This is a genomic window from Desulfovulcanus sp. (assembly GCF_982781345.1).
The window spans coordinates 1-26,229 of the sequence record NZ_CEYAEZ010000031.1 but is presented as its reverse complement, the minus strand read 5'-3'; the positions used below and the strand labels follow the sequence as shown (position 1 = coordinate 26,229).

At 42.5% G+C, this 26,229-nt stretch carries 27 protein-coding genes and 2 tRNA genes; 15 read left to right on the top strand and 14 right to left on the bottom strand.

What is annotated here, in order from left to right:
- Positions 1 to 66: 66 nt before the first annotated feature.
- From AC3WVG_RS06580 to AC3WVG_RS06570, 3 genes are all read right to left on the bottom strand, one after another.
- A complete protein-coding gene (locus AC3WVG_RS06580; RefSeq protein WP_488797369.1) occupies positions 67 to 891 on the bottom strand; it encodes a hypothetical protein in 825 nt (274 codons plus the stop codon).
- A gap of 472 nt (positions 892 to 1,363) precedes the next feature.
- Positions 1,364 to 2,134 (bottom strand): DUF6602 domain-containing protein, encoded by a 771-nt coding sequence (locus AC3WVG_RS06575; protein ID WP_488797368.1) that lies wholly within the window; start codon positions 2,132 to 2,134, stop codon positions 1,364 to 1,366.
- 261 nt (positions 2,135 to 2,395) lie between these two features.
- Complete coding sequence (locus AC3WVG_RS06570) at positions 2,396 to 2,710, bottom strand: hypothetical protein (RefSeq protein ID WP_488797367.1); 315 nt, start codon at positions 2,708 to 2,710, stop codon at positions 2,396 to 2,398.
- A gap of 71 nt (positions 2,711 to 2,781) precedes the next feature.
- Here AC3WVG_RS06570 and ltrA point away from each other — a divergent pair, with 71 nt between their 5' ends.
- On the top strand, positions 2,782 to 3,990 hold the full coding sequence (gene ltrA / locus AC3WVG_RS06565) for a group II intron reverse transcriptase/maturase (protein WP_488797366.1): 1,209 nt from the start codon (positions 2,782 to 2,784) through the stop codon (positions 3,988 to 3,990).
- Positions 3,991 to 4,005: 15 nt separating this feature from the next.
- On the opposite strand, the gene AC3WVG_RS06560 is transcribed toward ltrA, so the two are convergent.
- The 4 genes from AC3WVG_RS06560 to AC3WVG_RS06545 all read right to left on the bottom strand — a co-directional run bounded on the left by AC3WVG_RS06560 (position 4,006) and on the right by AC3WVG_RS06545 (position 8,743).
- Complete coding sequence (locus AC3WVG_RS06560; RefSeq protein ID WP_488797365.1) at positions 4,006 to 4,215, bottom strand: hypothetical protein; 210 nt, start codon at positions 4,213 to 4,215, stop codon at positions 4,006 to 4,008.
- Between the two features lie 463 nt (positions 4,216 to 4,678).
- Positions 4,679 to 5,578: a DUF4747 family protein gene (locus AC3WVG_RS06555; RefSeq protein WP_488797364.1), complete on the bottom strand. Its 900-nt coding sequence runs from the start codon at positions 5,576 to 5,578 to the stop codon at positions 4,679 to 4,681.
- A gap of 390 nt (positions 5,579 to 5,968) precedes the next feature.
- Entirely contained in the window at positions 5,969 to 6,265 is a 297-nt protein-coding gene (locus AC3WVG_RS06550) for a hypothetical protein (protein ID WP_488797363.1), read from the bottom strand.
- A gap of 657 nt (positions 6,266 to 6,922) precedes the next feature.
- Complete coding sequence (locus AC3WVG_RS06545; protein ID WP_488797362.1) at positions 6,923 to 8,743, bottom strand: TraM recognition domain-containing protein; 1,821 nt, start codon at positions 8,741 to 8,743, stop codon at positions 6,923 to 6,925.
- A gap of 81 nt (positions 8,744 to 8,824) precedes the next feature.
- Here AC3WVG_RS06545 and AC3WVG_RS06540 point away from each other — a divergent pair, with 81 nt between their 5' ends.
- Together AC3WVG_RS06540 and AC3WVG_RS06535 are read left to right on the top strand one after the other, a co-directional pair.
- Positions 8,825 to 9,220, top strand: coding sequence for a Ros/MucR family transcriptional regulator (locus tag AC3WVG_RS06540; protein WP_488797361.1), 396 nt, complete (start codon positions 8,825 to 8,827; stop codon positions 9,218 to 9,220).
- Between the two features lie 9 nt (positions 9,221 to 9,229).
- Positions 9,230 to 9,502 (top strand): HU family DNA-binding protein, encoded by a 273-nt coding sequence (locus tag AC3WVG_RS06535; RefSeq protein WP_488797360.1) that lies wholly within the window; start codon positions 9,230 to 9,232, stop codon positions 9,500 to 9,502.
- A 252-nt stretch (positions 9,503 to 9,754) separates the two neighbouring features.
- Here AC3WVG_RS06535 and AC3WVG_RS06530 read toward each other — a convergent pair whose 3' ends face one another.
- Positions 9,755 to 10,018, bottom strand: a complete 264-nt coding sequence (locus tag AC3WVG_RS06530; protein ID WP_488797359.1) for a hypothetical protein — start codon at positions 10,016 to 10,018, stop codon at positions 9,755 to 9,757.
- Between the two features lie 280 nt (positions 10,019 to 10,298).
- Between AC3WVG_RS06530 and AC3WVG_RS06525 the strand changes: the two genes are divergently transcribed.
- Positions 10,299 to 11,357: a tyrosine-type recombinase/integrase gene (locus tag AC3WVG_RS06525; protein WP_488797358.1), complete on the top strand. Its 1,059-nt coding sequence runs from the start codon at positions 10,299 to 10,301 to the stop codon at positions 11,355 to 11,357.
- 82 nt (positions 11,358 to 11,439) lie between these two features.
- Here AC3WVG_RS06525 and AC3WVG_RS06520 read toward each other — a convergent pair.
- Together AC3WVG_RS06520 and AC3WVG_RS06515 are read right to left on the bottom strand one after the other, a co-directional pair.
- Positions 11,440 to 11,517: transfer RNA gene (locus AC3WVG_RS06520), tRNA-Glu, on the bottom strand.
- Positions 11,518 to 11,530: 13 nt separating this feature from the next.
- Positions 11,531 to 11,604: transfer RNA gene (locus tag AC3WVG_RS06515), tRNA-Gln, on the bottom strand.
- 989 nt (positions 11,605 to 12,593) lie between these two features.
- Between AC3WVG_RS06515 and AC3WVG_RS06510 the strand changes: the two genes are divergently transcribed.
- From AC3WVG_RS06510 to AC3WVG_RS06460, 11 genes are all read left to right on the top strand, one after another.
- A complete protein-coding gene (locus AC3WVG_RS06510) occupies positions 12,594 to 13,034 on the top strand; it encodes a NifB/NifX family molybdenum-iron cluster-binding protein (RefSeq protein WP_488797357.1) in 441 nt (146 codons plus the stop codon).
- Positions 13,003 to 13,362, top strand: a complete 360-nt coding sequence (locus AC3WVG_RS06505; protein WP_488797356.1) for a NifB/NifX family molybdenum-iron cluster-binding protein — start codon at positions 13,003 to 13,005, stop codon at positions 13,360 to 13,362. Before AC3WVG_RS06510 ends, AC3WVG_RS06505 begins: the two co-directional genes overlap by 32 nt.
- A gap of 147 nt (positions 13,363 to 13,509) precedes the next feature.
- Positions 13,510 to 13,806: a DUF5320 domain-containing protein gene (locus AC3WVG_RS06500; RefSeq protein ID WP_488797355.1), complete on the top strand. Its 297-nt coding sequence runs from the start codon at positions 13,510 to 13,512 to the stop codon at positions 13,804 to 13,806.
- Positions 13,799 to 14,155: a hypothetical protein gene (locus AC3WVG_RS06495; protein WP_488797354.1), complete on the top strand. Its 357-nt coding sequence runs from the start codon at positions 13,799 to 13,801 to the stop codon at positions 14,153 to 14,155. The genes AC3WVG_RS06500 and AC3WVG_RS06495 overlap by 8 nt, the downstream gene beginning before the upstream one ends.
- Before the next feature lie 22 nt (positions 14,156 to 14,177).
- Complete coding sequence (locus AC3WVG_RS06490) at positions 14,178 to 15,047, top strand: P-loop NTPase (RefSeq protein ID WP_488797353.1); 870 nt, start codon at positions 14,178 to 14,180, stop codon at positions 15,045 to 15,047.
- Positions 15,044 to 15,898: an ATP-binding protein gene (locus AC3WVG_RS06485; RefSeq protein WP_488797352.1), complete on the top strand. Its 855-nt coding sequence runs from the start codon at positions 15,044 to 15,046 to the stop codon at positions 15,896 to 15,898. Before AC3WVG_RS06490 ends, AC3WVG_RS06485 begins: the two co-directional genes overlap by 4 nt.
- Positions 15,899 to 16,273: 375 nt before the next feature.
- Positions 16,274 to 17,518, top strand: coding sequence for an iron-sulfur cluster carrier protein MrpORP (locus AC3WVG_RS06480; RefSeq protein WP_488797351.1), 1,245 nt, complete (start codon positions 16,274 to 16,276; stop codon positions 17,516 to 17,518).
- A gap of 353 nt (positions 17,519 to 17,871) precedes the next feature.
- Positions 17,872 to 18,540, top strand: coding sequence for a tetratricopeptide repeat protein (locus tag AC3WVG_RS06475; RefSeq protein ID WP_488797350.1), 669 nt, complete (start codon positions 17,872 to 17,874; stop codon positions 18,538 to 18,540).
- A 79-nt stretch (positions 18,541 to 18,619) separates the two neighbouring features.
- Positions 18,620 to 20,476 (top strand): indolepyruvate ferredoxin oxidoreductase subunit alpha, encoded by a 1,857-nt coding sequence (gene iorA / locus AC3WVG_RS06470; protein WP_488797349.1) that lies wholly within the window; start codon positions 18,620 to 18,622, stop codon positions 20,474 to 20,476.
- Between the two features lie 80 nt (positions 20,477 to 20,556).
- A complete protein-coding gene (locus AC3WVG_RS06465) occupies positions 20,557 to 21,162 on the top strand; it encodes an indolepyruvate oxidoreductase subunit beta (protein ID WP_252379546.1) in 606 nt (201 codons plus the stop codon).
- A 78-nt stretch (positions 21,163 to 21,240) separates the two neighbouring features.
- Positions 21,241 to 22,770, top strand: a complete 1,530-nt coding sequence (locus AC3WVG_RS06460) for a sigma-54 interaction domain-containing protein (protein WP_488797348.1) — start codon at positions 21,241 to 21,243, stop codon at positions 22,768 to 22,770.
- Positions 22,771 to 22,896: 126 nt separating this feature from the next.
- Here the strand turns inward: AC3WVG_RS06460 and AC3WVG_RS06455 are convergent, their stop codons facing one another.
- The 4 genes from AC3WVG_RS06455 to AC3WVG_RS06440 all read right to left on the bottom strand — a co-directional run bounded on the left by AC3WVG_RS06455 (position 22,897) and on the right by AC3WVG_RS06440 (position 26,012).
- On the bottom strand, positions 22,897 to 23,196 hold the full coding sequence (locus tag AC3WVG_RS06455) for an MTH1187 family thiamine-binding protein (RefSeq protein ID WP_488797347.1): 300 nt from the start codon (positions 23,194 to 23,196) through the stop codon (positions 22,897 to 22,899).
- A gap of 59 nt (positions 23,197 to 23,255) precedes the next feature.
- Positions 23,256 to 23,609 (bottom strand): prepilin-type N-terminal cleavage/methylation domain-containing protein, encoded by a 354-nt coding sequence (locus AC3WVG_RS06450; protein ID WP_488797346.1) that lies wholly within the window; start codon positions 23,607 to 23,609, stop codon positions 23,256 to 23,258.
- A 194-nt stretch (positions 23,610 to 23,803) separates the two neighbouring features.
- A complete protein-coding gene (locus AC3WVG_RS06445; protein WP_488797345.1) occupies positions 23,804 to 24,931 on the bottom strand; it encodes a cysteine desulfurase family protein in 1,128 nt (375 codons plus the stop codon).
- Positions 24,932 to 25,007: 76 nt separating this feature from the next.
- The gene (locus AC3WVG_RS06440; protein ID WP_488797344.1) at positions 25,008 to 26,012 is read right to left on the bottom strand and encodes a glycosyltransferase family 9 protein; all 1,005 of its coding nucleotides are present in this window, start codon (positions 26,010 to 26,012) and stop codon (positions 25,008 to 25,010) included.
- Between the last annotated feature and the right edge of the window lie 217 nt (positions 26,013 to 26,229).

Here is a 26,229-nt window from a genome sequence, read left to right as displayed (position 1 = left end):
TATTCAGATTAAATTTGCCGCTTATTAACACTTGACAAAGAACACAGTTGCTTACTCGATTGGCTGCTATAGTTTTTTATATTCAGGATATGCGAAATTCCATACAACATTAAACCCGCACATAGCTTTGAGTGTTGGGATTGAATTCAATCGAAGAAGTGACACATCCTCCTCCGATAAAGAAAACTTCAAATTTTTTGTAAATATCTGATTAGGGCGTGAACACTCCATAATAATAGACATCAAGTAGTTGCCTGTCTCCCAGTAGAAAGCCCTATCAAGCGTTGTGTATGCGTTTACCAACTCAGGATCTTTGAAGAACTGATCGAAAAAAGTTTCAAGCAGAAGAGGATTATCAATTAATGCTGACATAATATCATGACCGTGTTCTTGTTCTAATTCTTGAATTCTCTGGTTTCGAAATTCGATCCACTTTGCAGGTATATGTCCTACCTTGGGAGCATTTTCAGAAATGAAAGTTTCATCTACGAAAAGTATATTATATTTGAAAGGGTTATTTTGTGTAAGGAGAAAACTTGACGCCATTTCAAGACGGATTGGGTCACTTTGATTGAGGGCAATTGTCGGAGACCTAAAGAAACGCCAATTAAATGTATGTGTTGCGGAATCTCGCACACGTGTGATCTGAACATAAATGCGTTCTACAAATGCGTTTTTATGCAAAACACGTAAAGTGCCCATCAATCCAAGGGTTGGTCCCAATGTTGAGTACCCTAGTTCAATATTACCGGATTCGTAAATTGCAATAGTCGGCTTTCGGAACCTACGCCAAATCTCGATAACCCATATTTGAAGTAAGGCAATAGCGGAGATTATCCAAGGTCCAAGTTGTGCAATAGTCATGGAGGCTTGTGCCGATTCCTGATCCATCAAGTTATCTCTATCTTACAGCCCCGATAGACAGACCGTGCTTGCGCAGTCTGTCTATCGACTAAAGTCACCTGCCGACAAATCCGCAAAGGAAGCGCAGCGGGGTTGGCGGTCAAGTGCAGACATTATGCTAAAAAGTAATTCCAATTTTAGTCCCCCTGGAGTACAGAAAAGCTACAAGAAACTAGGAGGACACAGCTATGAAAACACTAAACAAAAATAAACAACTTTTTAATAAAATTCGTTAGGCTTAAGATTAAGTGGCTGACAACAAAATTATGTTGATTCGATGTCATGCGGCAGAAAATAAATTTCTGGCCGTTAACAATAGCTTGCATTAAATTTATTCTACAACCCCATAACATCCAGAAGAGTCTATTCCAATGGACAATGGATTTCTATACCCTAAAATTAGATGGAAAACGAAAAAATTTTCACTCAGGCGCTTGACTTTTTACATAACAGCGATTTGTTATGCATTTTCTAAACATATTGTTCTAACTCTATGAATTTCTTTAGTTCCTTCAATAGGGAATGAAAACCAATATCTATCATTTAAACCACCACAAGCAATATCAATTAAATTAGCGATGAAGTAGGAAAATGAAAGGTTGGATATCTTATAAATATTATAGAAATCATTATTGCAGTCAGTTACTGGCGGATCAAGCCTATTGGCATCTTGGCTTCTCCATTTGCGAATAAAATAATCTTTACCTAATGATATATGATTAACTTTCTTGGCTGATTGACGTAGAGTATCATCTATTTGATCAGAAGCAATATTTCCATTGAATTCGAACGAAAAGATACCTAAAAATAATTCTCTGTTTTCAAAGGCATTTTGTATAAGTATAGGTTGAAGAGTTTCATCAAAATGTTGGACTACAGATTGGAAAGTGTTATTGCCTCTTCCAATACTTGATTTTACTTCAACTATGCCTTTTACATTCTCCATTGTTGTTATTATAAAATCTCCTTCACAGAAAAGTACAGGATAGGCATTGTCATAAACTATAATATCAATTTGTTTGCTTATGTTATTAGGATCATTTGCATTAACAATAAAACCTGTTCCAATAGAAATATTACTTGGCAGGAATTTGCGCAATATATTCTTTAGTATCGCTTCCTTATACCTTCCTTCTTCTGCCCAATGGCGACTACCTATTAAATTGCGAACACGATTTTTTACGACGTTTAGCTCTTCGGTAATTGATTTTTGAAATTCTTTGGCGTTCATTATTTATTCCTTAATACTGCATAACGTGAAAAGTCACCAACCGACAAGACGCAAGCCCGAAGGGCGGAGCGGTTTGGCGGTCTGGTGGACTGACTTGTGTACGCCCGGCATGGGCGTGAGTTTATGGGGTTCAAGTCCCCTGTAAGGGTTCCTATGCTAAAATAATTTAGCCCAAATTACTAGCCAAAGGCAAGGGTCTTACCTCGAGGTAAGGTCTGAAGGAAGCCGGAGCGCAAAGATGTGGGCCGACGAACAGAAACGTCATATAAGGCCGAGTCTTCGGATAAGACAGCACAACATGTCAAAGTCCAGGGAACAGGAGATACGGTAAATAGCGCGGATCAAACATCGGAAGTTCACGCTCTTATCCGGGGAGACCTGTTTTTCCATGCGGCAAGATTTTGTTTCCAGTGAGAACACCGGCAGGGGCCACCGGTATAATGTCCCGGCACAGACAATGGAATGATCTGCCTTGTCTGTGAAATACGAAACAAAGATGAGCAGACAGAAAACAGAACTTGCAGCGCCATAGGGAGTAATCTGTATGGTGAGAAAACAGGAGTCAGCAGACGCCATAGTAGCCAAATGCCAGGAGTAATACCCTGGACATGGTGAAGGGCTGAACATCAGGAAGAGGAAAGGTATCTATGAACTCTGAACATACTTTGAACCCGACCGGGGGAGTCTTGAACAGGCGTTACATGGAAGAACCAGCCTCAAGTCTAAACCTGTTGGAGTGTATATTATCCAACGACAATATCAAAGAAGCATGGAAACAGGTGCGTGCCAATAAAGGCGCTCCTGGGATTGATGGAATAACCGTAGATGAATTCCCCTATGCCTTCCGCGAATGTTGGTCTGATATACGCTCATCAATCCTTGCAGGAAAGTATAAGCCTTCTCCTGTACTTCGTGTTGAAATACCAAAGCCTGATGGCAACCTACGACCATTGGGCATTCCAACAGTGCTGGACAGAGTAATTCAACAAGCCATCGCTCAGGTACTGGGGCCAATATTTGACCCTGGGTTCTCTGAGTCAAGCTGTGGTTTCAGACCAGGAAGGTCAGCTCATGATGGGGTAAAACAGGTGCAGAAATACATCAAACAGGGTTATAAAATAGCTGTTGACCTTGACCTGGCAAAATTCTTTGACCGGGTAAATCACGATGTTTTGATACACCGAATATCTCGCCGGATACAGGACAAGCGAGTTCTGCATCTTATTGGCAAATACTTAAGGGCTGGCGTCATGGTCAAAGGACGATTACAGAGAACAACAATGGGAGTACCACAAGGAGGGCCGCTTTCTCCTTTGCTTGCAAATATCCTGCTGGATGATGCGGACAAGGAACTTGAAAAGCGTGGTCATTGCTTCAGCCGGTATGCTGATGACATCATCATTCTGGTGAAAAGCTTAAGGGCTGGACAACGAGTGATGAACAGTATCCGCTGGTTTCTGGAAAATAAACTGAAACTCACTATCAATGAACAGAAAAGTAAAGTGGCTCCAGTGGAAGAATGCAGTTTCCTGGGTTTTGTCTTCATCCGGGGCAAAATCAGGTGGAGTGAGAAATCCTTTCAAAAGTTTAAAAGGCAAATACGCCTGTTAACTGGAAGGAGCTGGTTTGTGTCTATGGAATACCGGTATAGAAAGTTAGCGGAATATGTACGTGGCTGGATGAACTATTACGGGATATCGGAGTATTACCGGCCAATCCCGGAGATAGATGAATGGCTACGTAGGCGGATAAGGATGTGTTATTGGAAACAATGGCGCTATACCCGCACCAAAGTCCGTAACCTTCTCAAGTTAGGTACACCCAAAAGACAGGCCATACTTACAGCACTAAGCTGAAAAGGCCCCTGGCACTTAGCCCGGACGCTTGCAGCCCAAAGTGGTATGACCAATAAATGGCTGTACGAGCAAGGATTGATTTCTGTCAAAGAACAGTGGGTAAAGATTCACTACCCGGATACGGCTCGGTAATCCTGATGAAACGCCCTGTGCGGATCCGCACGCAGGGTGTTGTGGGGGCTGGGGGAGAAAAAAAACCCCGGCTACCCGATTAGAGCTTTTCATGAATGTAACTCCAAGATTTCGCGTATTTTTTGAGCGGCGTCGTGCATAAGAAGGGCCGTGACGCCAGAGATTATTGTGCTGAGTAGAAATATAGAGGCAATTATATATTCAGGAAGTTGTTTGCAGAATAGCCATATAGAAATTGCTCCTGCACCACAGACTAAGCAATAAATTTTACTCAATAATATGCGATCCGTAACCATATGGTAGAGAGGCCATTCATATAATGCTTTATTGCTACCAGTATCCAAGGGGGCTCTGACCTTGCTTGAGGTTTTGAAGGCAATCCCAGAAAACAAAAGAGGGAGTGACGGTAAAAATTTCCAAATTTCGTCGTTTGTTTTAAACAAAGAACCTAGCGTATTAATAGGTTTTTCTGCATATATGTTTAGTAGGACGACTAATAAGATAACGCATAGTTCTGGTGAAATTAGTATCATGCGCTTTATATCGATAAGACGCCTCACTTACCATGCTCCATATGTCGTGATGCTTTTACCTTTTCTAATATTGCAAGAGCTTTTAAGTATAACTCGTATGGGTCTGGTTCCTGATCGAATGAAAAATTTAAGGCTGTCTCAGAGGTTTTTATGACTACAATCTCTTCATTTCTCCTGCCTCTTACTATGCCTTTTCCGTAACCGTCTGCTGCCATAAGTATAGCAGCGTCACCGACATCCACTTCAAATTCAGGGATGAACTGTTTATCTTCTGATTGCTCTGCCGCCTTTTCGACTAGTAACGGTAGTTTAGTTTTTAAATTGTCTGCAATAGGTGCATCTTCAATGACAGACATTTTATCGGTATTTCGTTTTTTCAGATACTCCTCTAGTTTTTTCCAGAGTGGGCTAAAAAGAGGGTTTGGCGGTGAGACACTTGCCGATATTTTATAAATGCCATCTAGCGATGATAGCTTTGCAGAAAATGTTTTTAGGTCAGAAATTAAATCAATATCGCATTCAACAAAGAAATTTTTGTGCGTCCGTTTAACAATATCGCAGAATCTGCGTATAAAAATATTCGTTTCTATTTTGTTAGAAATATTAAGAAAGCAAATTCCTGAGTGTTTAGGAATGTACACGAATGGGCTTGAAGCCAAGATTAAATTTGGCTCTATGCGTTTCTCTCCAGATTTTGTATCAGTATCAACAACATCTACTTCACCTTCAGGTACAAATTTGCTCAATTTTCCAAAAATATAGCGATGCCCGGATTGATTGTACTCATTGACATCGATAAAAGTCCAAGAGTTGCCACGAAATTGAATTACTGCTGGATTGTTAAAGGCATAAATCAATTTATCTTGGTCGAGAATGCCAAGTTTTAATACACGCCCAATATAATATGTACCTTTTCTTGCCATAATTTTTTTTTAGCTCTAACGAGAGCTGTAGAAAAACCTTTTCTCAGGGCTTGTTTATACAGGACTTGACTTTTTTCCGTCCTAGCTGGTTCAAGTTGCCGCTATCACCAATTCATTTTTTTGCAGCTGATATATGGACCGGCTTGTTCAGGTTGTTTTGTTCCCGGATAACCTTTCCAGTCTCTCAATATCCATTTATGCAAATACCATCTTCATCTCGACTAACAGACTACATATCAGTAATCTTGATGAAATGGACTGTGCGGACCCGCACGCAGGATGTTGTGGGGGCCGGGGGAGAAAGACCCACGGCTACCCGATTAGAATTTTTCTTATTTTTGTTGGTTATCACAGTTTTTAAAACGAATTGTTAGAGATTTTTAATTACAATCAAAATGGCAAATGTCTCCAACTCCAATTGCCACCCACTACAACAAAAATCTGTCCATGGAGTCTTAAATATTTAAAGATTTTTTTGCATTTATTCATTATGTTGTCTCTAACAGACGAAGAAGAAATACCTTCAAACATTCCAGCTACAGTTGTGCTTGGTAATAAAATTTTATTTTCTTCACTAGAAATAATTTTTTTATCCAATCCAATTTTTTCAAATTCCTGATATACGGTTTCATAATCATCCCAATCTGCATTTTTAAGATCAAATGTTACTACGACAAAGTAAGACATCCTACCCTCCTTAATGTGAGAAGACACCAGCCGACAAGACCGTAAGCGAAGCGCAGCGGCTTGGTGATCTGGTGCATTGGCTTCTGTACGCCAGTCAATGGAGATGAGCTTATATCGGATTAAAGTCCCCTGTGCGTGATCCTATGTTAATGGACTACAAGCCGTAATATTTTGTTCTGCAATATTAAAGTAGAGCGAAATGAGGTATATGCTTTTGACGTGATCTATACGTAGTTCTTATCCTTACCAAAGGTGGGTCCTAGTGAAGTCTAGAGTGAAGAGATAGATGCCAGCTCAGTTGAGTAACCATCTTCGCCGCAGGTTATTGTTGCCTTAAGTTCACACACTTAATAATAATTAAATTAGACTATAGTCCTTAAATTCTTTTTGTGTCAAGAAAATAGCAAAAAAAAATTGTAAATTTAATCTGGACCAATAAATTTTTAATAATAAGCTAGTGAAAGAAATTTTATGTAAACATTGCTTAGGCTTATAAATATAGAGCATCATTATTGATTGGTTTTGCGCGCAAACAAAGAAATTATCATAAGAGGCTATTGTGCCATGCTTAAATATAAAGCATGAAAGATAAAGAGGCTTAATTTGTTAAATATATTAACTATTTTATTAATTATTTTCTTGTATTTTGCCCCTTATTTATTTTTTTATCTCCTCCACCCATTCAATCTCAGCACCGTCCATATTTGCCCAACCTGGGCCCAAATTGATAGGTGAAATATCCTTATCAAGTTCACGAAGACTTTCGGCAAAATCGACTTTCGGCAGGGTGGTTCTATCAATCAAGGGAAAACGAAGTTTGTACGGGTCTCTGGCCTGGTTAAATGCAAAAGCCTGGCCTTTGGGCAGGTGCATTATCATTTCAGGATTTATCAAATCCACTTCTTCCTCTTCCAGACGTTCCGCGTACCCGCTTCTAAAAAGCTCATTCTGTGATTTTGCATCTGCACCTACATTCCTGGTCCTGGAAATCTTGTGGATTTTTACCTTTCCAAACAGCCCGCAAAATTCCTCAGCCAATTCCTTTTCAGGCACTCGAAGATAAATCTTGTTGTTGATGTTTCCCAAAATCTGCTTGGCCATTGATCCGCTGGATTGAGTAATGATGTCGCTGGTTGTCTGCATTGCCAGAAACACTCTAACACCTGCACCACCTGCTTTGTTTAAGATGTCCACATACCCGGGAAACATCACATTGTAGAATTCATCAATAATCAGGTTGATCCTGCCAGAGGGATTGGAAAAAGCATATAGTTCACCGATGAAGTATAAGAAGTCCTGTACTACCATTTTGCCCACATTTTCAGCCACCTGTCCTTTAAGCATGGAGGCCAGATAGAAATAACAAACCTTTTTTTCTTCCAATACATCCTGCCAGTGAATGTCGCTTTCCTCCGGATTTAAAAGCCTTCCAGCATCGCCTGAATTCAGGGCGGTTAATACAGGACCTAATGACGTTATCATTTTCTGAAAATGGTCCTTTGGATGACTTGCTTGTTCCTCTAAGCGCTCAATGCACTTTTCAGCATATCCTCTCACTTCATAGGACAGAGAGCTTAATTTTTCTTTTGCCAAGTCTACCAGTTCCTGCATACCGCCAAGCGAATACTTTTGGAGTGTTTCCAGGTTAATGGGTTCGTTTATGGCAATCAGGACAGACGCTATAGTTTCAAGAACCTGCCAGGAAAATTTGACAAAAGGCTCTGAATCACCGCCTGAAGGCATAATGGATGCTACCCTGTCTGCTATATCCGAAGCAGACCCGTAATTAGAGAGGGGATTAAAGGTGGATGAATTGCCTGTATGTGCCAGACTGAAATATTTAAAATCCTTTTCCTTGCCACAATCCACACAAGCGGCATAGATGCTATTAAGAAGATCGGCATCACCTTTGGGATCGATCACAATGACAGGCTCACCGGCTGCAATAAGCTGGTAGACCAGTAGTTCAATCAGCCTGGTTTTACCCACTCTGGTTGTTCCTGCAATGATCGTATGTTGCATTTCATCTCTGGGGACAATAATATCTTTTTCATCATCAAGTCCCAGGTTATGCACGAACTCATACCCACCTGCCTTTGATTCTAAATCAATATATTTTTTACGTTCAGGCAAAGCTAAAATCTGATGATAATTTTGTATATGCTTGTTTTCCCAAACATAGCCTTTTCCCAGGTATATTTTATCTGGATTTTTTTTAAGAATATTTTTTAGAAAATCTGTAGATACAGAGAAGAAATTCTTTTGATTCAAGCTGTCAACTTTTTGCTTGGCCTGGATAAACTGATATATTCTGAAACAGGCCATAAAAAGCATAACCGTTGCCACACCAATCCATATGTTAAAAGGCATAAATTTTGTATCAAAAAAAATCCATATAGCAATCCAAAGTACGAGGATTGCTAATTCTGCAATTCCTGTTTTTAATAAAAATGTTGAGTCAAAAATAATTCTTGTCATGTTGCCTCCTCATTTTTTTTGATATAGATACAACGCTGTTTTGCGTTGTTTCTAAAAATAATTATTAATAAGGAGGCAATTATGGAAGAGTACCTAAAACAAGCGCTAGAAATTGTTAAGGCCCAGGCAAGTGTTCGTAATATGACCGAAGATGAAATTACATCTATGGTCAAATCACTTGCAGAAGGTATCCGAAACGTAGCGAAAGGAGAACAAAAACAAGAAGCTTTAAGCCCCCCGGTTGACCCAAAGAAAGCCATTCGTGAAAAAAGTATTGTATGTCTGGAATGCGGGAAGTCTTTCAAGGTTTTAACAAAGAAACATCTTGCTTTTCACGAATTAACCCCAGAAGAATACAAAGAAAAGTGGGGTTATAAAAAGAACACTTCTTTGGTTGCCAAAGGGCTGGCCAGGGAAAGAAGGAAAAAGATGCAGAGTATGAGACTGTGGGAAAAGAGAAGAAAAGAGGCAGAATAAGGAGTCTGTATGCGTAAAAAGGACATTGTTAAAGATTTGCGCGAAAAATATGGATTGACTGCCGCTTGTGCAAAAGAGGTTTATGATTATTTTTTTGATACAATAGCCGCCAAATTGAAGGAAAATGGCAAGGTCGCCCTGCCGGGTATTGGAACCCTTAAGGTAGTTCAAAGATCAGAGCGTAAGGGTCGCAATCCAATAACAGGAGAAGAAATAACCATTCCTGCCAGGAAAGCCCTCAAGTTTACCGCGGCTTCCGCGATCAAGAAAGCGATCAATTGATCTTTGGTTGGCGTTCGCCGAACATACCTACTCATCTGCCAAGGGTAGAAGGAGTTCGGGGGCTGTTCTTTTGGGGCAGTCGCTGTTTACGTCAAGGCCGCCTTGCTGAGGTGGCCTTTTTTTTGTTTTTCCTGACTGGCAAATTCGGTTGGCAATTTTTCAGGTGAGGAAATGATTATTCCGGCCAGGAAAGTCGGTGGCACATAAAAAGACCGCCTATAATGGCGGTTTTTTCTTTTTTTCTATCCATAATTATCTCCCAGACATTTTTCGCCTTCGTGTCGAAGACAAAACGCGTTGTTTTGTAAAAGTCGGAGGGAAATTGGTCAGCGACCCCACGCCTAAAGGCGGGGGCATGTAAGCCCCGAAGCTGACCAGCCTGAGTCCTTTAGGGACTACGTTAGGTGGGTCATGGCACCCTGGGGTGCGTAGCCAGCTCCAGGCTCTGCCGCTGGCGGTTAAACAGTCCTGTCGGGGTAGGGACAGTGCTGCCGGCATGACAAGCCCATCTAACATTGGCGAGGCATCCTTAACCGCCGTAAGGCGAGAAGTCGGAGGTAACTCCACCGTCTGGGCAGGGGAGGTGTTCCCTCCCCACGCCTAAAGACGGGGGTCTCCACGCTGGAGGATTTGGGGATGATAAGCAAAAATTTAGGACGCCCATTAACCGTTGTTGAGGTGGCTCAAATGCTTGGAGTTTCTAGAAGTTGGGTATATAGCAACTGGCGTCTGCTTGGCGGTGTCAAGCTGGCAGGTTCGCTTCGGTTCTTTGAAAAACGAATAGAGGAGGTAATCAATGCCCTACAAGAGGATGCGCAGAGGGAAGCCTCAATGGGTGGTGGATTTAAAAACTCCACAAGGACGTATTACAAAGGTTTTCAAAGACAAAGACGAAGCGATGGAGTTCGAGGTAAAGACCAAAAAGCTGATAAAGGCCAGAGCCTCGATAAATACGGTCTGTTTGCTTGAATGGTCAGAGAAATATCTGGACTTCTGCAAGGCAAGAATGACTGACAGGGTATTTAAGGAAAAGAAATTGGCCTTCAAGCGTTTTTTTGAAGGTCTTGACCCTGATATGAGTATTGAAGGGGTTACTCCTGAACTTGCCCTGAACAAGCTCAAAAAACGGGCAGAAGAGAATACCGGTTATGCAGCCAATAAGGACAGAAAGAATCTTATAGCTGCCTGGAACTGGGGGCAGAAATTCATTTCAGGTTGGCCGCAGGTTTCCAACCCATTTGCCCTTGTCCCGAAGTTTCCATATGCCAAAAAGCCCAGGTATGTCCCACCTATGGAAGACGTTGAGAAAGTAATGGAAGTGATGAATGATGACGACCGAACAATGCTACTTTGCTTTCTGCATACAGGAGCAAGGCGAAATGAGGTGTTTAAGCTCAAATGGTCAGATGTGGATTTTGCTAACAATGAAATTTGGCTAACCACCAGGAAACGCAAAGACGGCATGGAAGAAAGAGACTCTATTCCTATGACACAGGATTTGAGAGAGGCATTGCTCAGGCATAGAGGCAAATATGGCCAGTATGAGCATGTTTTTGTTAATGATGAGGGCAAGCCGTATGTTGCACGCCATCAGTGGCTAAAACAGGCTTGCAAGAAGGCAGGTGTTAAGGCTTTCAGTTATCATTCTATCCGCCATTTGACTGCTTCATGGTTAGATGCCCACAACGTGCCCCTGACCACAATCCAGCGGATTTTGAGGCATAAAAGCTCACACACAACAGCAAGGTATCTACATGAGCTTAGAGGTGTAAAAATCTGTCTGGATGAGATTTTTGGCAAGAAGAAAGGGGGCAAGGTTTTGGAGTTCAAAAATAAAAAAGCCTCTAGTGGTTAGAGGCTTTAAAAAAGTTTCCAACCTTTTTTCCAACCTGAGCGGTGTTGGGAGTGGTTGGAGTTTTGTAAGTCCTTGAAATATTTGGCGTCCCCAGGGGGATTTGAACCCCCGTTACCGGCGTGAAAGGCCGATGTCCTGGACCGGGCTAGACGATGGGGACGCATATATTTTTATGGCTGGGGGACAAGGATTCGAACCTTGGTTAACGGGGCCAGAACCCGTCGTCCTGCCGCTAGACGATCCCCCAACGCAGAGAGAATATTTTTATTTTTATCCGTGTCGTATGTCAAGTAATTTTTTCAATTTTTTTGTCTAGGAGCAGGCAATTTGAGTTCATCCGTCAACCGGAGAAAGGGTGAATAGATAAAGGGCTCGAAACTGTCAAGCAATTTTTTTAAAAAAATTGCTCTGGGTTAAAAAAATATTGGATCGGCTTTAATAACTGCATTAATTGATGCTCCGTGTCTGGTTTGTTTGAGCAGATGGTTATTTTTTTCTAGTGTGTGGTTTTGATTGGTAGTCTTGTTGAAGTCTTGCACCTTTGCGACCCTAAAGCTTGTATGGGGTTTCTGTCCGTCGGCTCATAGTTTTGACTATGGTTACCTTACGGCAACTCCTTTGTTTTCAGTTTAGTGTTTGATGTTAAAGACTCTGTCCGCTAGGATGTCTGCTTGGGGTTGGCAGGCAAAGCGAGCCGGCCCCCAGGGCTAGCTCTACTCATGATACCAGTACTGGCTTTCTTTTAGTAGTTTAGAGGTAATTTTATCAATAGGTTGTGATCGGGTTTGTCAAATTTTGAAATCTGCTCTTCTTTGGCATTGACTCCTATCTACTTTTTGTAACAGTCCTTCAAATTTTTTTAACTTTTTCATAATGTTAATTTTTTCAAAATTTTTTGAGGTGTGAAGTAAAGAAGCAAAATAAATTTTTGTTTCTTGGTATGAGCTTTGAATTTTTTGCGTTTCAATACTGCGCCCTGAGTATTTGAAGAAATTAGGTAGGGTTCGGTCACCGTGCCTCTACTTCCCCTAACTGTGGCGAACTGTGAAAATATCTTAAGGACCCTTCGCCGTATGCTCACCTTGCCAGAAAATGGCGCAAAATTAGCCCGCCATACCTTTTTTGTGGGCGCAAAATTAGCCCATAATAATTTCCCTCAGACAGTCCGATTTTTTTATTCTCCTGAAATTATTGAAAAAAATGTTTGGCACCGAAAGTGCTTAATTAAGGGACAGGATGATGAATGAGCATGAAGAAAAGACAATTTGCTTGGCCTGTTACGGCAAACGTCTCGCTGCTATAGTTGATAATGCGTCGGATTTGTTACTGTTTAAATTGGGAAATAATGAAATTTGCCCCGCAGGCCAACTCTCCCTCCCGTTAGGAGATCTGCCTGGTTTGATCTCATTACTGAAATCCTGCGGGGTAGATATTCTAATTTGTGGTGGAATTAGCGGTTGCACCATTCGTATACTACAAAATGTAGGCATTCTGGTCATCCCATGGATCGCTGGGACAGTTGAACAGGTTTTGTCCGCATTTCAGAATAACAGCTTGGATAAATTGACCATGCCAGGTTGCCGGAGTGGGGCGGGATGTCATTTTAGAAGAAGGCAGCAGAGGCAGGGAAAAGGAGGAGGTCGAAATGAAAATAGCTATAACTGCTCAAAGCAATAGTTTGGATGCATCTATGGACAGTAGATTTGGCCGAGCCCAGGGGTTTATTATTTATGATCTGGACACGGATGAATTTGAATATGTGTCAAATGATCAAAACTTGAATCTGCCCCAGGGAGCAGGGATTCAAGCCGCCCAAAATGTTGCTCAGACAGGAGCAAAGGCTGTGATTACGGGCCATGTTGGACCCAAGGCATTTTTGGCCTTGGAAAAGGGCGGTATTGATGTTTATCTGGTAAGATCTAAAACAGTAGCTCAGGCCATAGATGACTTTAGAAATGGTCGGTTAAACAAGGCCGAGGAAGCAGATAAGCCAGGGCACTGGTAATGTTGAATGTTGAATTATGAATGTTGAATTAGAAGAAAGCAGGTGGCTGCTTAGATACCTGCCTCTAATTTAGGGTCAACGCTCGACGTTTTCTTTCGTTCAACATTAAACATTTAACATTCAATATTAAAAAAAGGAGGTAATAAAATGCCAGGTTTTGATGGAACAGGACCAATCGGTCAAGGAGCAAAGACAGGCCGTGGTTTGGGCCGTTGCACCGGTTTTGGCGGTGGACTTGCTAGCAGAAGAGGATTCGGTTTGGCCGGAGGATTTGGCCGAGGCCGGGGATTCAGGCTTGGCCGCTGCAGGTTGGGGCGTGGATACGGATATGGTCCGGCGTCTATGAGTACTGAAGATGAAAAAAATCTTATCAGCTATAGAATAAACGCCCTTGAAAACCAACTTCAATATTTAAGGAAAAGACTGGACGAGATTAATGGCTAAGGGGTTTCAGTTGGCATGGGGCAGGATAATATCCGAATCCTGCCCTTATATGTATGTATGTGAGGAAGATAGGAGGGGAGGAATTTTTCCTAACTTCTTAACTTCAAAAAACGGAGGTGGAGCATGGTGTGGAATAGAAATAATAAGCAAGGACAGGGACAAGGATGTTGTGGCGGTGGTCAGGGGAAAGGTATGGGTAGAGGCCAAGGGCAAAAAGGCCAGGGCATGGGCAAATGTTGTTCTTCTCCTGGTGCTGTGTGTGTTTGCCCTCAATGCGGAGCCGAGGCCCAACATCAGCCTGGAGTGCCTTGTGTGGATACTAAATGTCCGTCTTGTGGGGCGCCAATGACCCGTAAGTTTTAGGAGGTGATATGCGCGTTGCAGTTGCCAGTGGCAAGGGAGGCACAGGCAAAACCACTGTTGCTGTTAATCTGGCCAGGTATTTAATGGGAGAAGGAAAAGAAGTCAGCTTTATTGATTGTGATGTAGAAGAGCCAAATGCCCATTTTTTTCTTATGCAAGAATTTGATGAGGAATTTAAAGAATACGTGACGGTTCCTGAAATAGATACTCAAAAATGTTTGGGCGAAAGCTGTAAAAAGTGTGTTCAGGAGTGCCGGTTTAAATCATTGATCTGGATGGTCAGTGAGGTGCTGGTATTCCCGGAATTATGTCACAGTTGTGGACTGTGTAAGCTTGTTTGCCCTGCTCAGGCTGTGCTGGATGGCCAGAGAGAGCTCGGCACTGTTCGTCACGCCAGGAAGGATAAACTAAAGTTTTACAGTGGCCTTTTGCGCATTGGCGAAGCCATGGCCCCGCCTTTGATTAAAAAAGTAAAACAATATGCAAATCCTGGTGATGTGCAGATATTGGACTGTCCTCCGGGGACAAGTTGCCCGGTGATTGAATCCCTGGAAGGGGCGGATTTTGTTGTTCTGGTCACCGAGCCTACTCCATTTGGCCTTAATGACTTGAAACTGGCCGTAGAACTTACTCGCAAACTAAACTATCCTTTTGGGGTGGTCATTAACAGAGACGGTATGGGCGATGATGCTGTTTTGCGATATTTGGATGCAGAAAACATCCCTGTGCTGGCCAGGTTCCCCCATGTGCAGGAGGCTGCACAGGCCTATTCTCAGGGAAAATTGTTAGTGGATGCTTTTCCGGAATTTAAGGGTTTATACCAGGGATTGTGGATGGAGATTAACAAGCTGACTGATGGTTTAGGGGGAGCACGATGAAAGAGATAGTGGTTATCAGTGGCAAAGGGGGGACTGGAAAGACCAGTATTGTATCGAGCCTGGCTGCTCTGGGGCCGAAAAAAGTCCTGGCAGACTGCGATGTGGACGCGGCAGATTTACACCTTATCCTGCATCCACAAATAAAAGAAAAACACGATTTTATCAGCGGAGAAAAGGCAACTATCGATCCTGAATTATGTATTGAATGCGGAGAATGTAGAGAAAAATGTCGTTTTGGCGCCATATCTGATGGTTTTAAAGTTTTGCCTGAGCATTGCGAGGGTTGTGGAGTATGTGCATATGTTTGTCCTGCAGATGCGGTCAAAATGTCGCCCAGCCATTGTGGTTATTTATATGTTTCCGATACCAGGTTTGGCCCCATGGTTCATGCTAGCCTCGGCATTGGTGAGGAAAATTCCGGTAAATTGGTCACTACAGTGCGCAAAAAAGCCGCTGAGTTAGCTAGGGAGTATGGTTATGAGCTAGTACTTGTGGATGGTTCGCCTGGTATTGGTTGTCCGGTCATTGCTTCTTTGACCAATGCTGACCTGGCTGTAATAGTTGTGGAACCGACTATTTCTGCTGAACACGATATGCGTCGTGTTCATGAATTGACGCAGCATTTCAATATCCAGTGCCTGGTTATTTTAAACAAGGCAGATATAAATGTTTCGATTAGCGAGCGGATTAAAGATTATTGTCATAAGGCAGAAATTCCCGTATTGGGCAGCCTGCCTTATGATATAAAATTTACCCGGGCCCAGATTGAAGGAAAGTCTGTGGTAGAGTTTGACCCTCACGGTTTGGGAAAAGAAATTGAAAAGATTTGGCAGAAAATGATGACTTTTTAGTTTACATTTAAGGTTTTGCGTTTATTAAGTGCTAAATTTCGGAGCCGATTTACTGCTCATGCAACTATATATTTATACCTTACAATTATATCAGGATGCCGATTGGGAGATCATACTTTATGGATTCCGTGGCCTAACCTTACTCAGAGGACAATTTTTTATAATTTTGTCAATCCTGATTTCTTTTATGTTGGTGCAAATGCCTGGCCCCAGCCCTTTGCAATGCTTTCAAGAAACCAGGATTTTTAATCTGGTAGTCAAAATGTGGTTTGGCCGCAGACTCTATAGATTTCAAAATAGCCAAACACTAGACTTTATTAAGCCATTAGAGAATAAACTTTAAATGAGAGAGTTATAAAGTTAGGAGGAGAAGATATGGCAGAACACAAATGTGGATCATGTTCGGGAGGAGGTTGCGCGACCCAAAAAGAAGATAAGTTACAGAAAAAAATGGGTCGAATTAAACACAAACTGGTTATTTTATCTGGTAAAGGCGGAGTGGGTAAGAGCACGGTTGCAGCTAATATTGCCGTAGGTCTGGCCATGGCGGGACAAAAGGTAGGCCTGCTTGATGTGGATGTGCACGGCCCGTCTATCCCCAGGCTTCTTAGCTTGAGCAATGAAAAACCGCATATTGAAAAGGATTATATTGAACCGGTTCCCTGGAGCAAGAACCTGTGGGTTATGTCATTGGGATTTATGTTGCCGGATAATAAAGAGGCTGTAATCTGGCGTGGTCCGGTAAAAATGGGCTTGATCAAGCAATTCCTTGAGGACGTGGCTTGGGGTGACCTGGATTTTCTGGTTGTGGATTGTCCTCCGGGCACAGGTGATGAGCCACTGTCTACCTTGCAATTGATAGGACCCTCTGCCTATGCAGTAATTGTCACAACTCCCCAGGGCGTGGCCATTGACGATGTGCGTCGTTCAGTGACTTTTTGTCACCAATTAGGAAATCCCATATTAGGTATCGTGGAGAACATGAGTGGTTTTGTCTGTCCCAAGTGTGGTGAGAGGGTAGACATTTTTAACTCTGGTGGCGGTGAAGCCCTGGCGAGGGAAATGGGAGTGAACTTTTTGGGCAGCATCCCCATGGATCCGGAAGTGGTAAGGTCCGGAGATGAAGGATATATCTATGTTAAAACCCATCATGAAAGTGAAACAGCCAAGGCTTTAGGACGAATAATCAAGCCTATTCTGGAGCTGGCCGGGACACTGCAAGAAGAGCAAAAGGATGTTTCTTCGGTAGAAAGCTCACTACCAGAAGTCGAGGGTAAAGAGATAAAAGTAGCAATTCCCACGGCTGGTGGTGAGTTGTGTATGCACTTCGGTCATTGTGAGAAGTTTGCCTTTGTTACAGCGGATACGGAAAAAAAAGAGATCCTGGGCGTGGAATTTTTAACTCCTCCTCCGCATGAGCCGGGTGTTTTGCCCAAATGGGTGAGTGAACAGGGTGCAAATCTTGTTATTGCCGGTGGTATGGGGGCCAGGGCCCAGAGCTTGTTTACTGAGCAGGGAGTTAAAGTCGTGGTAGGAGCAAAAGGCGGAAAGCCGGAAGAGATTGTTAAGGCTTACTTGGACAAAAAACTGGAACTAGGTCAAAATGTATGTGATCATTAAATAATTATATGATCATTAAAAAAGAGCGGGGCAAACCCGCTCTTTTTATTTTTTCCTCCTTTCCTCAATTTAGATTTCTTCTCAATCGATTTTTTATAGCTCCAAGAACTTTTTCTATTATTATAAATAACCTTTGACCTTTTTGACAATATTGTTTAAGTCAATCGCCTGCAAAAAGTGGTATCCGAAATGTTGCATGGTTGGGTTGGCGAATTTTAAAGTTAAGTCAATAGGTTAAATTACAACAGTTTTTCTTGATTCGTCATTTGGTTGAAAGACTTTTTTGTAGAAACTGTGGCCATGGCTAACTAAAGTAAGCTAAATGAGAATTAAATTTTAGCTCCGGAGGAAAAATGTCAGAAAAAGAAAGGGAAAAAAATTTGATCCAGGAAATCGAAGAAGAGGTAGATGAAACCATTCATCCGTTTTTAGAAAAAATCTTAAATAATATCAAACCAATAGGCTTTGCTATTGCTGCTATTGTTCTGGCGGCAGGATTGTATTCTGGATATAATTTTTATCAGCAGAGTCGGCAGGAAAAGGCAACTAATGAATTGGGAAAAATTTTAGCTCAAAAGGACGATAAAGCCAAGGTCAATGCCCTAAAAGGTTTTCTGAAAGTTGCTCCTGAAGAATTAAAAATTAGTGTACAGTTAGAATTGGCCAGAATTTATATACAAAACAAGGATTACGAGCAGGCCGCTCGGGTTTTCGGTGAATTGGCAACAGCGCAGGAAGTAGATGAACACCTTAAACGCGTTGCTGTTTTGGGTCAGTCCAAGGCATTGGAGTTGAACAAGCAATATGCCCAAGCCCTTGAAGTTTTAGAGAAAAATAAAGAAGCTTTTCCCAAAGAATATAATGAACAAGTAGCTCAGAGAATAGCGTTTCTGGCTGAGAAGACCAAAGATTGGGCCAAAGCTTTGGCTGCTTATGAAGAGTTAAAGGCAAGCGTCCAAGGTGGCGAGACAAAGTTTTTTGACTATAAGATTCAGACACTAAAGAAAAAAATAAGCAGTTAGCATTGAGCAAAAAACTCCTAGGCAGAGAAGAATTGGTATTAGCTGGCTATGTGCCATGAGTAAAAAGTGAGGTCAGTTTATGTCGCAAATTTTGCTTGAAGACAGAAGCGGCGAAAGGCATCTTCTTCTGGGTAATGAGGCCATTGTGCGCGGGGCCATAGAGGCGGGAATAGGTTTTGTTTCATGCTATCCTGGGACTCCGTCGTCAGAGGTGCCAGATACTTTTTATCGTTTGGCCCCGCAGGGTGACTATTATTTTGAATATTCAGTGAACGAGAAAGTTGCCATGGAAGTGGCTGGCGGGGCAGCACTAGGCGGTGTACCATCTTTGGTGACCATGAAGCATGTGGGCGTTAATGTGGCGGCTGATCCTTTAATGACCCTGGCCTATATTGGCACCCCGGGTGGACTGGTAATTTTGAGTGCAGATGATCCTGGATGTCATTCCAGTCAAAATGAACAGGATAATCGTTACTATGCCCGACTGGCTGGCCTGGCCTGTTTGGAGCCGGCAACTGCTCAGGAATGCAAAGATATGACCAAAGAGGCTTTAAGGATTTCAGTTAAATATGAGCAGCCTGTTCTTTTACGTACCACCACCAGGGTTAATCACTTGCGCGGGCCAGTAGAGTTTGCGGCCATTGAACCTGTTAAAACAGCGGTAGGCAAGGGTGATTTTGCTAAAAATCCCGGACGTTTTGTTCCTGTGCCTGCTGTCGCCAGGGTGCGCCATCACGTTTTGCTTGAAAAATTGGAAGAATTGCAAAGAGAGGCTGAAAAATCTCCCTTGAACAGGACCTGGGGCACGGGAAATGTGGGAGTTATTGCCTCTGGAATCAGCCGGACTTACCTCAAGGATATATTGACAGAGCATCCGCAATTTAAGTGTAAGGTACTGGAACTCGGGTTCACCTATCCAGTGCCGGAAAATTTGATTTTGGAGTTTTTAAAAGGCGTAGAGAAAGTTGTTATTCTCGAAGAACTGGAGCCTTTACTAGAAAATAAGGTTAGGGAACTAATTCAAAAAAATAGTCTGGATGTTCAGATTTTTGGTAAAAATGATGGGTTGCCTTTGTTTGGTGAATATTCAACTGCGCTTGTTGCTAAAGTTTTGGCAAAGGCTTTAGATAATGACTTGCCTCAAGTTAAGTCCTGGAACCAGGATGTAGCCGATCTTCCTCAGCGGCCACCTAATTTATGTCCTGGATGTCCGCATCGGTCCACTTATTATGCTGTGCGAAAGGTATTTGGTGACGACGCTGTTTATTCAAATGACATTGGCTGTTATACTCTGGGCCTTTTGCCACCGCTTAAAATGGCTGACTTTTTGCTGTGCATGGGTTCATCGGTTTCAGCAGGATCAGGCATGGCACGGGCTATAGGAAAGCCAGTGGTAGCTTTTATTGGTGACTCCACTTTTTTTCACTCCGGTATAACCGGATTAATTAATGCAGTGTATAATAACCATGATCTTTTATTGGTCGTTTTAGATAACAGGACCACTGCTATGACCGGCCACCAGCCCCACCCGGGAGTCGACAGGACTATACATGGCCAAAGTCCAACCAGCCTGGAAATTGAGCCCATTGTTCGGGCCTGTGGGGTAGAGCATGTGCGTAAGGTCAAGGCCTTGAATCAGAAAGCCGTGCAAAAGGCTTTACAGGAGTTCAAAGAATTGAGAGGGGTACGGGTTTTAATTGCAGAAGATCCATGCCCTTTATACGCTCGTCGTGTTTTGGGACGTAAATTTACACAAATAGCTTACATAGATGAGTCCTGTGATAATTGCCTGGAATGTGTGCAGAACTTAGCCTGTCCCGCATTTTACGTTCATGAGGGAGAAGTTAAAATAAATCCTGTTCTTTGTATCGGTTGTATGCTCTGCGTGCAGATTTGTAAGCATATTAAAGGTAAAGTGAGAGAGGCGAAAGGCTAATGGGTTAATGGGATAAGAGGCTAATGAGGGTATAACGCCGAAGTCAAATAACGGCGAAGCAAAATAACGAGGGTAGATAAATGAGCTTGATGCGCATCTTTTTTACTGGCGTTGGGGGCCAGGGGACATTAACCGCTACAAACCTTTTGGCCCATATTGCTCTTGATAATGATATCCAGGTGACGGCCGGAGAGATTCACGGCATGGCCCAACGGGGCGGGGTGGTCCATTCTTTTGTCCTTTTAGGTGGTTATTTAAGCCCAAAGATTTCTGAAGCCGAAGCTGATATTCTTCTTGGCTTTGAGCCTTTGGAAACTTTAAGAGCCTTGAGTTTTTTAAAGCCTGGCGGGGTGATCGTGAGTAGTGAAGATCCTATACTGCCTATTAGTGTGGCTACTGGCAAAGAAGAGTATCCCAGTGTGGAAAAGATAAAAGATAGTTGTACTACCTGCACTGGCAAGGCTTATTTTGTCCCTTGTTTAACATTAGCGTCTAAAACTTCTGTCCCTCAGACTGCCAATATGGTCCTTTTAGGTGCCTTGTTTGCGGCCGGCCTTCTTCCTTTTGACTTTGATGCTCTGGCAAAGGGGGTAAAAACATATCTTAAACCTAAAATTGTGGATGTAAATTTAAAGGCCATAGAACTTGGAGCAGAATTTGTGACCCGTAATTCGTGTTCCGGGTAAACTTAATTTAACTAGTTCAATCGATAAAAACCGAAAATAAATTCAAATAAGATAAACAAGGGTAAGATAAACAGGGCTATGGAGTTTTATTCTACATTATATGAGGTCCTTTTGGAAATTGGCTGCCAGGACTCATTCCACGAAAGCCTGGAAAGATTGTTGCAGAATACAGCCAAGGATTTGAATTATAAGCGCATATCGTTGGCCATTTTTGATCCTAAAACCCAAAAAATTGAGTTCAGCATCTATGTTGGCCACCAGAAAATACCCAAAGCCTCATATCTTATAGGTCAGGGGATTACCGGCCAGGTAGTTAAAACTGGTAAGCCCATAATTGTTCCGGTTATGAAAGATGACCCCAATTTTTTAAACCTGGCTTTTGGGCGTCCTTTTCAGGAATTAAGTGAACTATCATTCATTTCCGTCCCTGTGCTTAGAAAAAATAGTGAGGGCGAGATAGAAATTCTGGGCGTTTTAAGTGTAGACATCCCTAAAAAGAACAAACAAGAGCTTAAGAAGCACTGCGAGTTTTTGCAGGTCCTGGCCCTGGTTATTGCTCGCCATACATCTTTCTTACAAGATGAAATTACGCGTCTAAGTGGTCATGCTTATTTAAAAGATTTATCTCAGCTGCCTGTTTCCAAGGAACTAGCCCAGAATAAGATTATTGCTACTTCCAAGATTATGGCCACTATCATGGGCCAAATTATGCAGGTCGCGCCAAGTAGGGCCACGGTTCTTATTCGGGGAGAATCCGGAACAGGAAAAGAGCTTCTGGCCGAGGCCATCCATAATTTAAGTCCACGCAAGGATGCGCCTTTTATTAAACTGAACTGTGCAGCTCTGCCTTCTGAGCTTATAGAAAGTGAGCTTTTTGGATATGAACGGGGTGCATTTACCGGGGCCGTGGGGCAGAAAAAAGGTCGGTTTGAATTGGCCCATAAGGGAACTCTCTTTTTGGATGAAATTGGCGAGCTCAGTGCCGAGGCCCAGGCCAAGCTACTTAGGGCCATTCAGGAGGGGGAGATCCAACGATTGGGTAGTGAAAAGTCCATCAAGGTTGATGTGCGTATTATTTGCGCCACTCACCAGCCCCTGGAAAGTCTCATTGAACAGGGGCGGTTTCGTGAAGACCTCTATTACCGGATTAATGTTTTCCCCATTTTTATACCTCCGCTTCGGGAAAGAAGAGAAGATATTCTGCCTCTGGCTGAACATTTTCTGAATGTCTTTTGTGAGGAATACGATAAGAATATCAAGCGGATTTCTACTCCGGCGATAGATCTTTTAACCCAATATCACTGGCCGGGAAATGTCCGGGAGTTGAGAAATTGTCTGGAACGGTCAGTGCTAATTTGTAATGAAGAAGTTATTCGTACCTATCACCTCCCACCAACATTACAGACAGCTGAGAGCTCAGCCACTGATACACAACTTCCTTTTGTGGAGGCAGTGGCTAAGTTTGAACAGGAGCTTTTGATAGAAGCCTTAAAAAAGGCCAAAGGGAATATGCTTCAGGTAGCCAGGGATCTTAGGGCCAGTTATAGAGTGATTAACTATAAGGTAAAAAAATATGGAATAAATCCCAAAAAGTATGCGCTGAAGTAGAGTGTTTATAAACTGCAGAACTGTTTTAATAAGATACTTGAAAAGCCCCCTGACTAATTGAACTGAGAGGGGACTTAACTTGGGTTAGTGGTGGGTGATAATGGGAGATTTTTAGTGAACTGCAAGTTACGAATTTAATTTTTCCCGAATGGATTCCACTTTTTGCTTCAAGCCACCCTTTCTGCCTTTGCGATAGTCGATCTTTAAATTGACATAAATCCGATCACTATCGGCTTCCATGGTTTTAAAGCATTTGTCCACTACTTTCATAACTTCATCCCATTCACCTTCAATACAGCTGCCCATCGGGCCAAGTTCATAATCTAATCCGCTATCCTGGATGATTTTTACCATTTTAGCCACATAAGGACTTAAACTAGCGCCTTTGCCAAGAGGAAAGATGGAAAGTTCGACGATTGTACTCATTTTTATCTACCTTTTATTGACTAGTTGCTTCCCGCCGAAGGCGGGAAGCAACAAAGAAGTTATTGTGGAGTGCAAGTTACGCCTGTATTGGTCCAACTGCAGTCTACCTTTATATTTTTAACTGTGACTGTAGCGTTGCCAGAAGTGATTTCACCTGTTTGGGAATCGGCACTCAAAGAAACACTGCTACTGCCAACTGAGCAAGTTGCAGAAGTGGTTCCGTTATCTGCAAACTCGGCAACTAACTCATTCATGCAGTTTTTTATTGTTGCTTCGGCATTGCCAGCAGCGGCTTTTCCTTTATACTTTGTAAACTGCGGTATAGCAATAGCAGCCAAAATTCCGATAATGGCCACGACGATCAAAAGTTCCACCAAGGTAAAACCTTGTTCGTTTTTCTTGGCAAGTCTCATGGGTCCCTCCTATTTTGAGTTTTAAGGTTTAACTTTCATTGTTTTCTATACATTTTTTGTGCCAAAATAAAAGTTCATATATTTCAATGTGAATAGGAGGGTGAGGGATGATTTTGGGACAATTTTTGTTAGCCATGGACAAATTTTGTCCCTTTTAAGGTTGTTAGCTACCTTTCGAATTAAGAATAACAATTTTAGGTCAAAGATTTTAAGACAATTCTAAGCCTACTTAAAAGTTCGTGCACATCATCTTTTGCCGTCATTCTACCCCAGGAAAACCTTATGGTCCCCTGGCCATAGTCTTCATTCACATTCATGGCCTTAAGAACATAACTAAGTTCATTTTCCCCGGAAGAATGACAGGCTGCTCCGGCAGAGACAGCTACTTCATAGGTAATAAGCCCTGAAATTATATCACCTGCCCGAAGATTTTTAAATCCAACGCTCATGGTGTTAGGCAGGCGGGGTGCATCTTGGCCGTGAAGGATGAAGTCGAAGTCTAAATTTTTCAGGCCGGATAGAAAAATTTCTCCTAGTTCCTTCTGCCGTTTGATTTCTTGATTAAGGTCGTTTTGAGCCAAGGCACAGGCCTGACCTAAGGCCACTAGATAAGGGATGTTTTCCGTTCCTGGACGAAGGCCATTTTCCTGTCCGCCGCCATATAAAATGGGCATTAAATTTACTCCCTTACGGATAAATAAAGCGCCAACTCCTTTTGGTGCGTAGAATTTGTGCCCGGCTATGGTTAAAAAATCTACGCCCAGGTCTTGGACGTCAACGGGGATTTTGCCCGTGGCTTGGGCAGCATCTGTATGGACCAGGATATTTTTTTCTCTGGCCCAAGATGTAATTTTTTTAAGCGGCTGGATGGTACCCACTTCGTTGTTGGCAAGTATGATGGAGATAAGTTTAGTTTTCTCTGTGCAGGATTCTTTTAGAATATCAAGTTTAACTATTCCGTCGTGATCAACAGGAATGATTTTTAGGTCGATTCCATTCCGGGCCAGGGCTCTGGCCGGATTCAAAATGGCAGGGTGCTCAATAGCAGACACAATTAGTTCATCTCCGGGCTCTAAAAGACCTTGCAGTACCAGGTTGTTAGATTCGGTGGCGCCAGAAGTGAAAATTATTTCTTCAAAACTTGCATTGATAAGGTCGGCTACCTGCTGTCTTGCCTTTTGCATGGCTTTTTGGGCGCTCAAACCATAGGAGTGAGTGCAGCCAGGATTGCCGAAGTGTTCATTAAAATAGGGAAGCATTACCTCTATAACCTGGGGATGGGTTGGGGTTGTAGCATTATAGTCAAAATAAAGAGGGCGCATTTTATCCTCCCAAGTGCGTCTGTTAAAACTTGCGTTTTTGCAGGCAGTTTTGAGTTTTGGGTTATTTAAACCGGATTTAGGCTGCTATTCTTTTCAAAAGTAGTTTAAAGACCATTTCAGGGCTGATATTACGCATACACCTATAGTCATTTTTGCATCTGTCCTGGCCATGCAAAGAACAGGGGCTACAAGGGAGCTGTAGATGAACAACAATGTCTTTTTCTCCTGAAGGGTAAAAGCCCCATTCTTTGCTTGTGGGACCAAACAACGCCAGGACAGGAGTGTCCACTGCCGTGCCCAGATGCATGGGGCCTGAGTCGTTAGTGATTAAATGTTGGGACCTGGCCAGGATGGCGATGGTTTGCCTTAAATTTGTTTTGTTGGTCAGGTCCTGGGGATGGTCAGGGATAAGTGGCCTTTTATTTTGTCCCAGAACAAGCCAGGACAGGCTATGCTTGTCCATCATTTCAATGAGTTTTAGCCAGTATTTTTCAGGCCAGGACTTGGCCGGGTGCGTGGCATAGGGATGTAGACAGATAATAGGACTTTTTAAATCTTTTTTCGCCACAAATTCCTGCGCCCAGAGGTTTTCCTCCTCTGTTAGATAGACTCTGGGACGAAGGTCGGAAATATTTGGTGCGTTGTCGCACAAAGCCATGGCATAGCGTTGGGGGACATTTAAGCTTAGCCTTTGTTTGAGCATGCTGCTTCTGGTTAAAAGATAAGCCCGCCTGGTTAAACTGAATTTGGGGTAGGATTTAACAGGGTCGGGCCAGATAGGTTTTAAAATTTTGCTTCTTAAATTTTGATGTAAATCCAAGAGACCAAAATGAGCACAATCTTTTTTTAATTCATTAATCCGTTTGAGCCAGGCCAATAAACTTAAATCCTTGTTGGTTACCGAGATGGTTTTTTGAACATAAGGGTTGTTTTCAAGCACGGGAGCAAAGCTTTTTTTGGTCAGAAAATAAAAGTTTAAATTATATTTTTGGCCTAGATAGGCAAGAACTCCCGTAGTTAAGACGACATCTCCCAGGGCGCTAAGTCGTATTACAAGCCAGTTTTGATTTCTTAAATTCATTATTTAGTTCTCAACTTCCTGTTTTTTCAAATTTTAGTAGTTAGTTGCCTCAACTTTCTGAGTTAATTTGCGAGCGCATTTTATTCAATGCTAACAAAGACTTGGACACATCTACTCCTGTTGAATACTGGCAAAGCCAGCCCAGCTTCGCTGGATTCAACTGGGTAAAAGGCTTGCTTGCGGGCTGTGCATAATGGGGTTAGTCAATAGAATATTA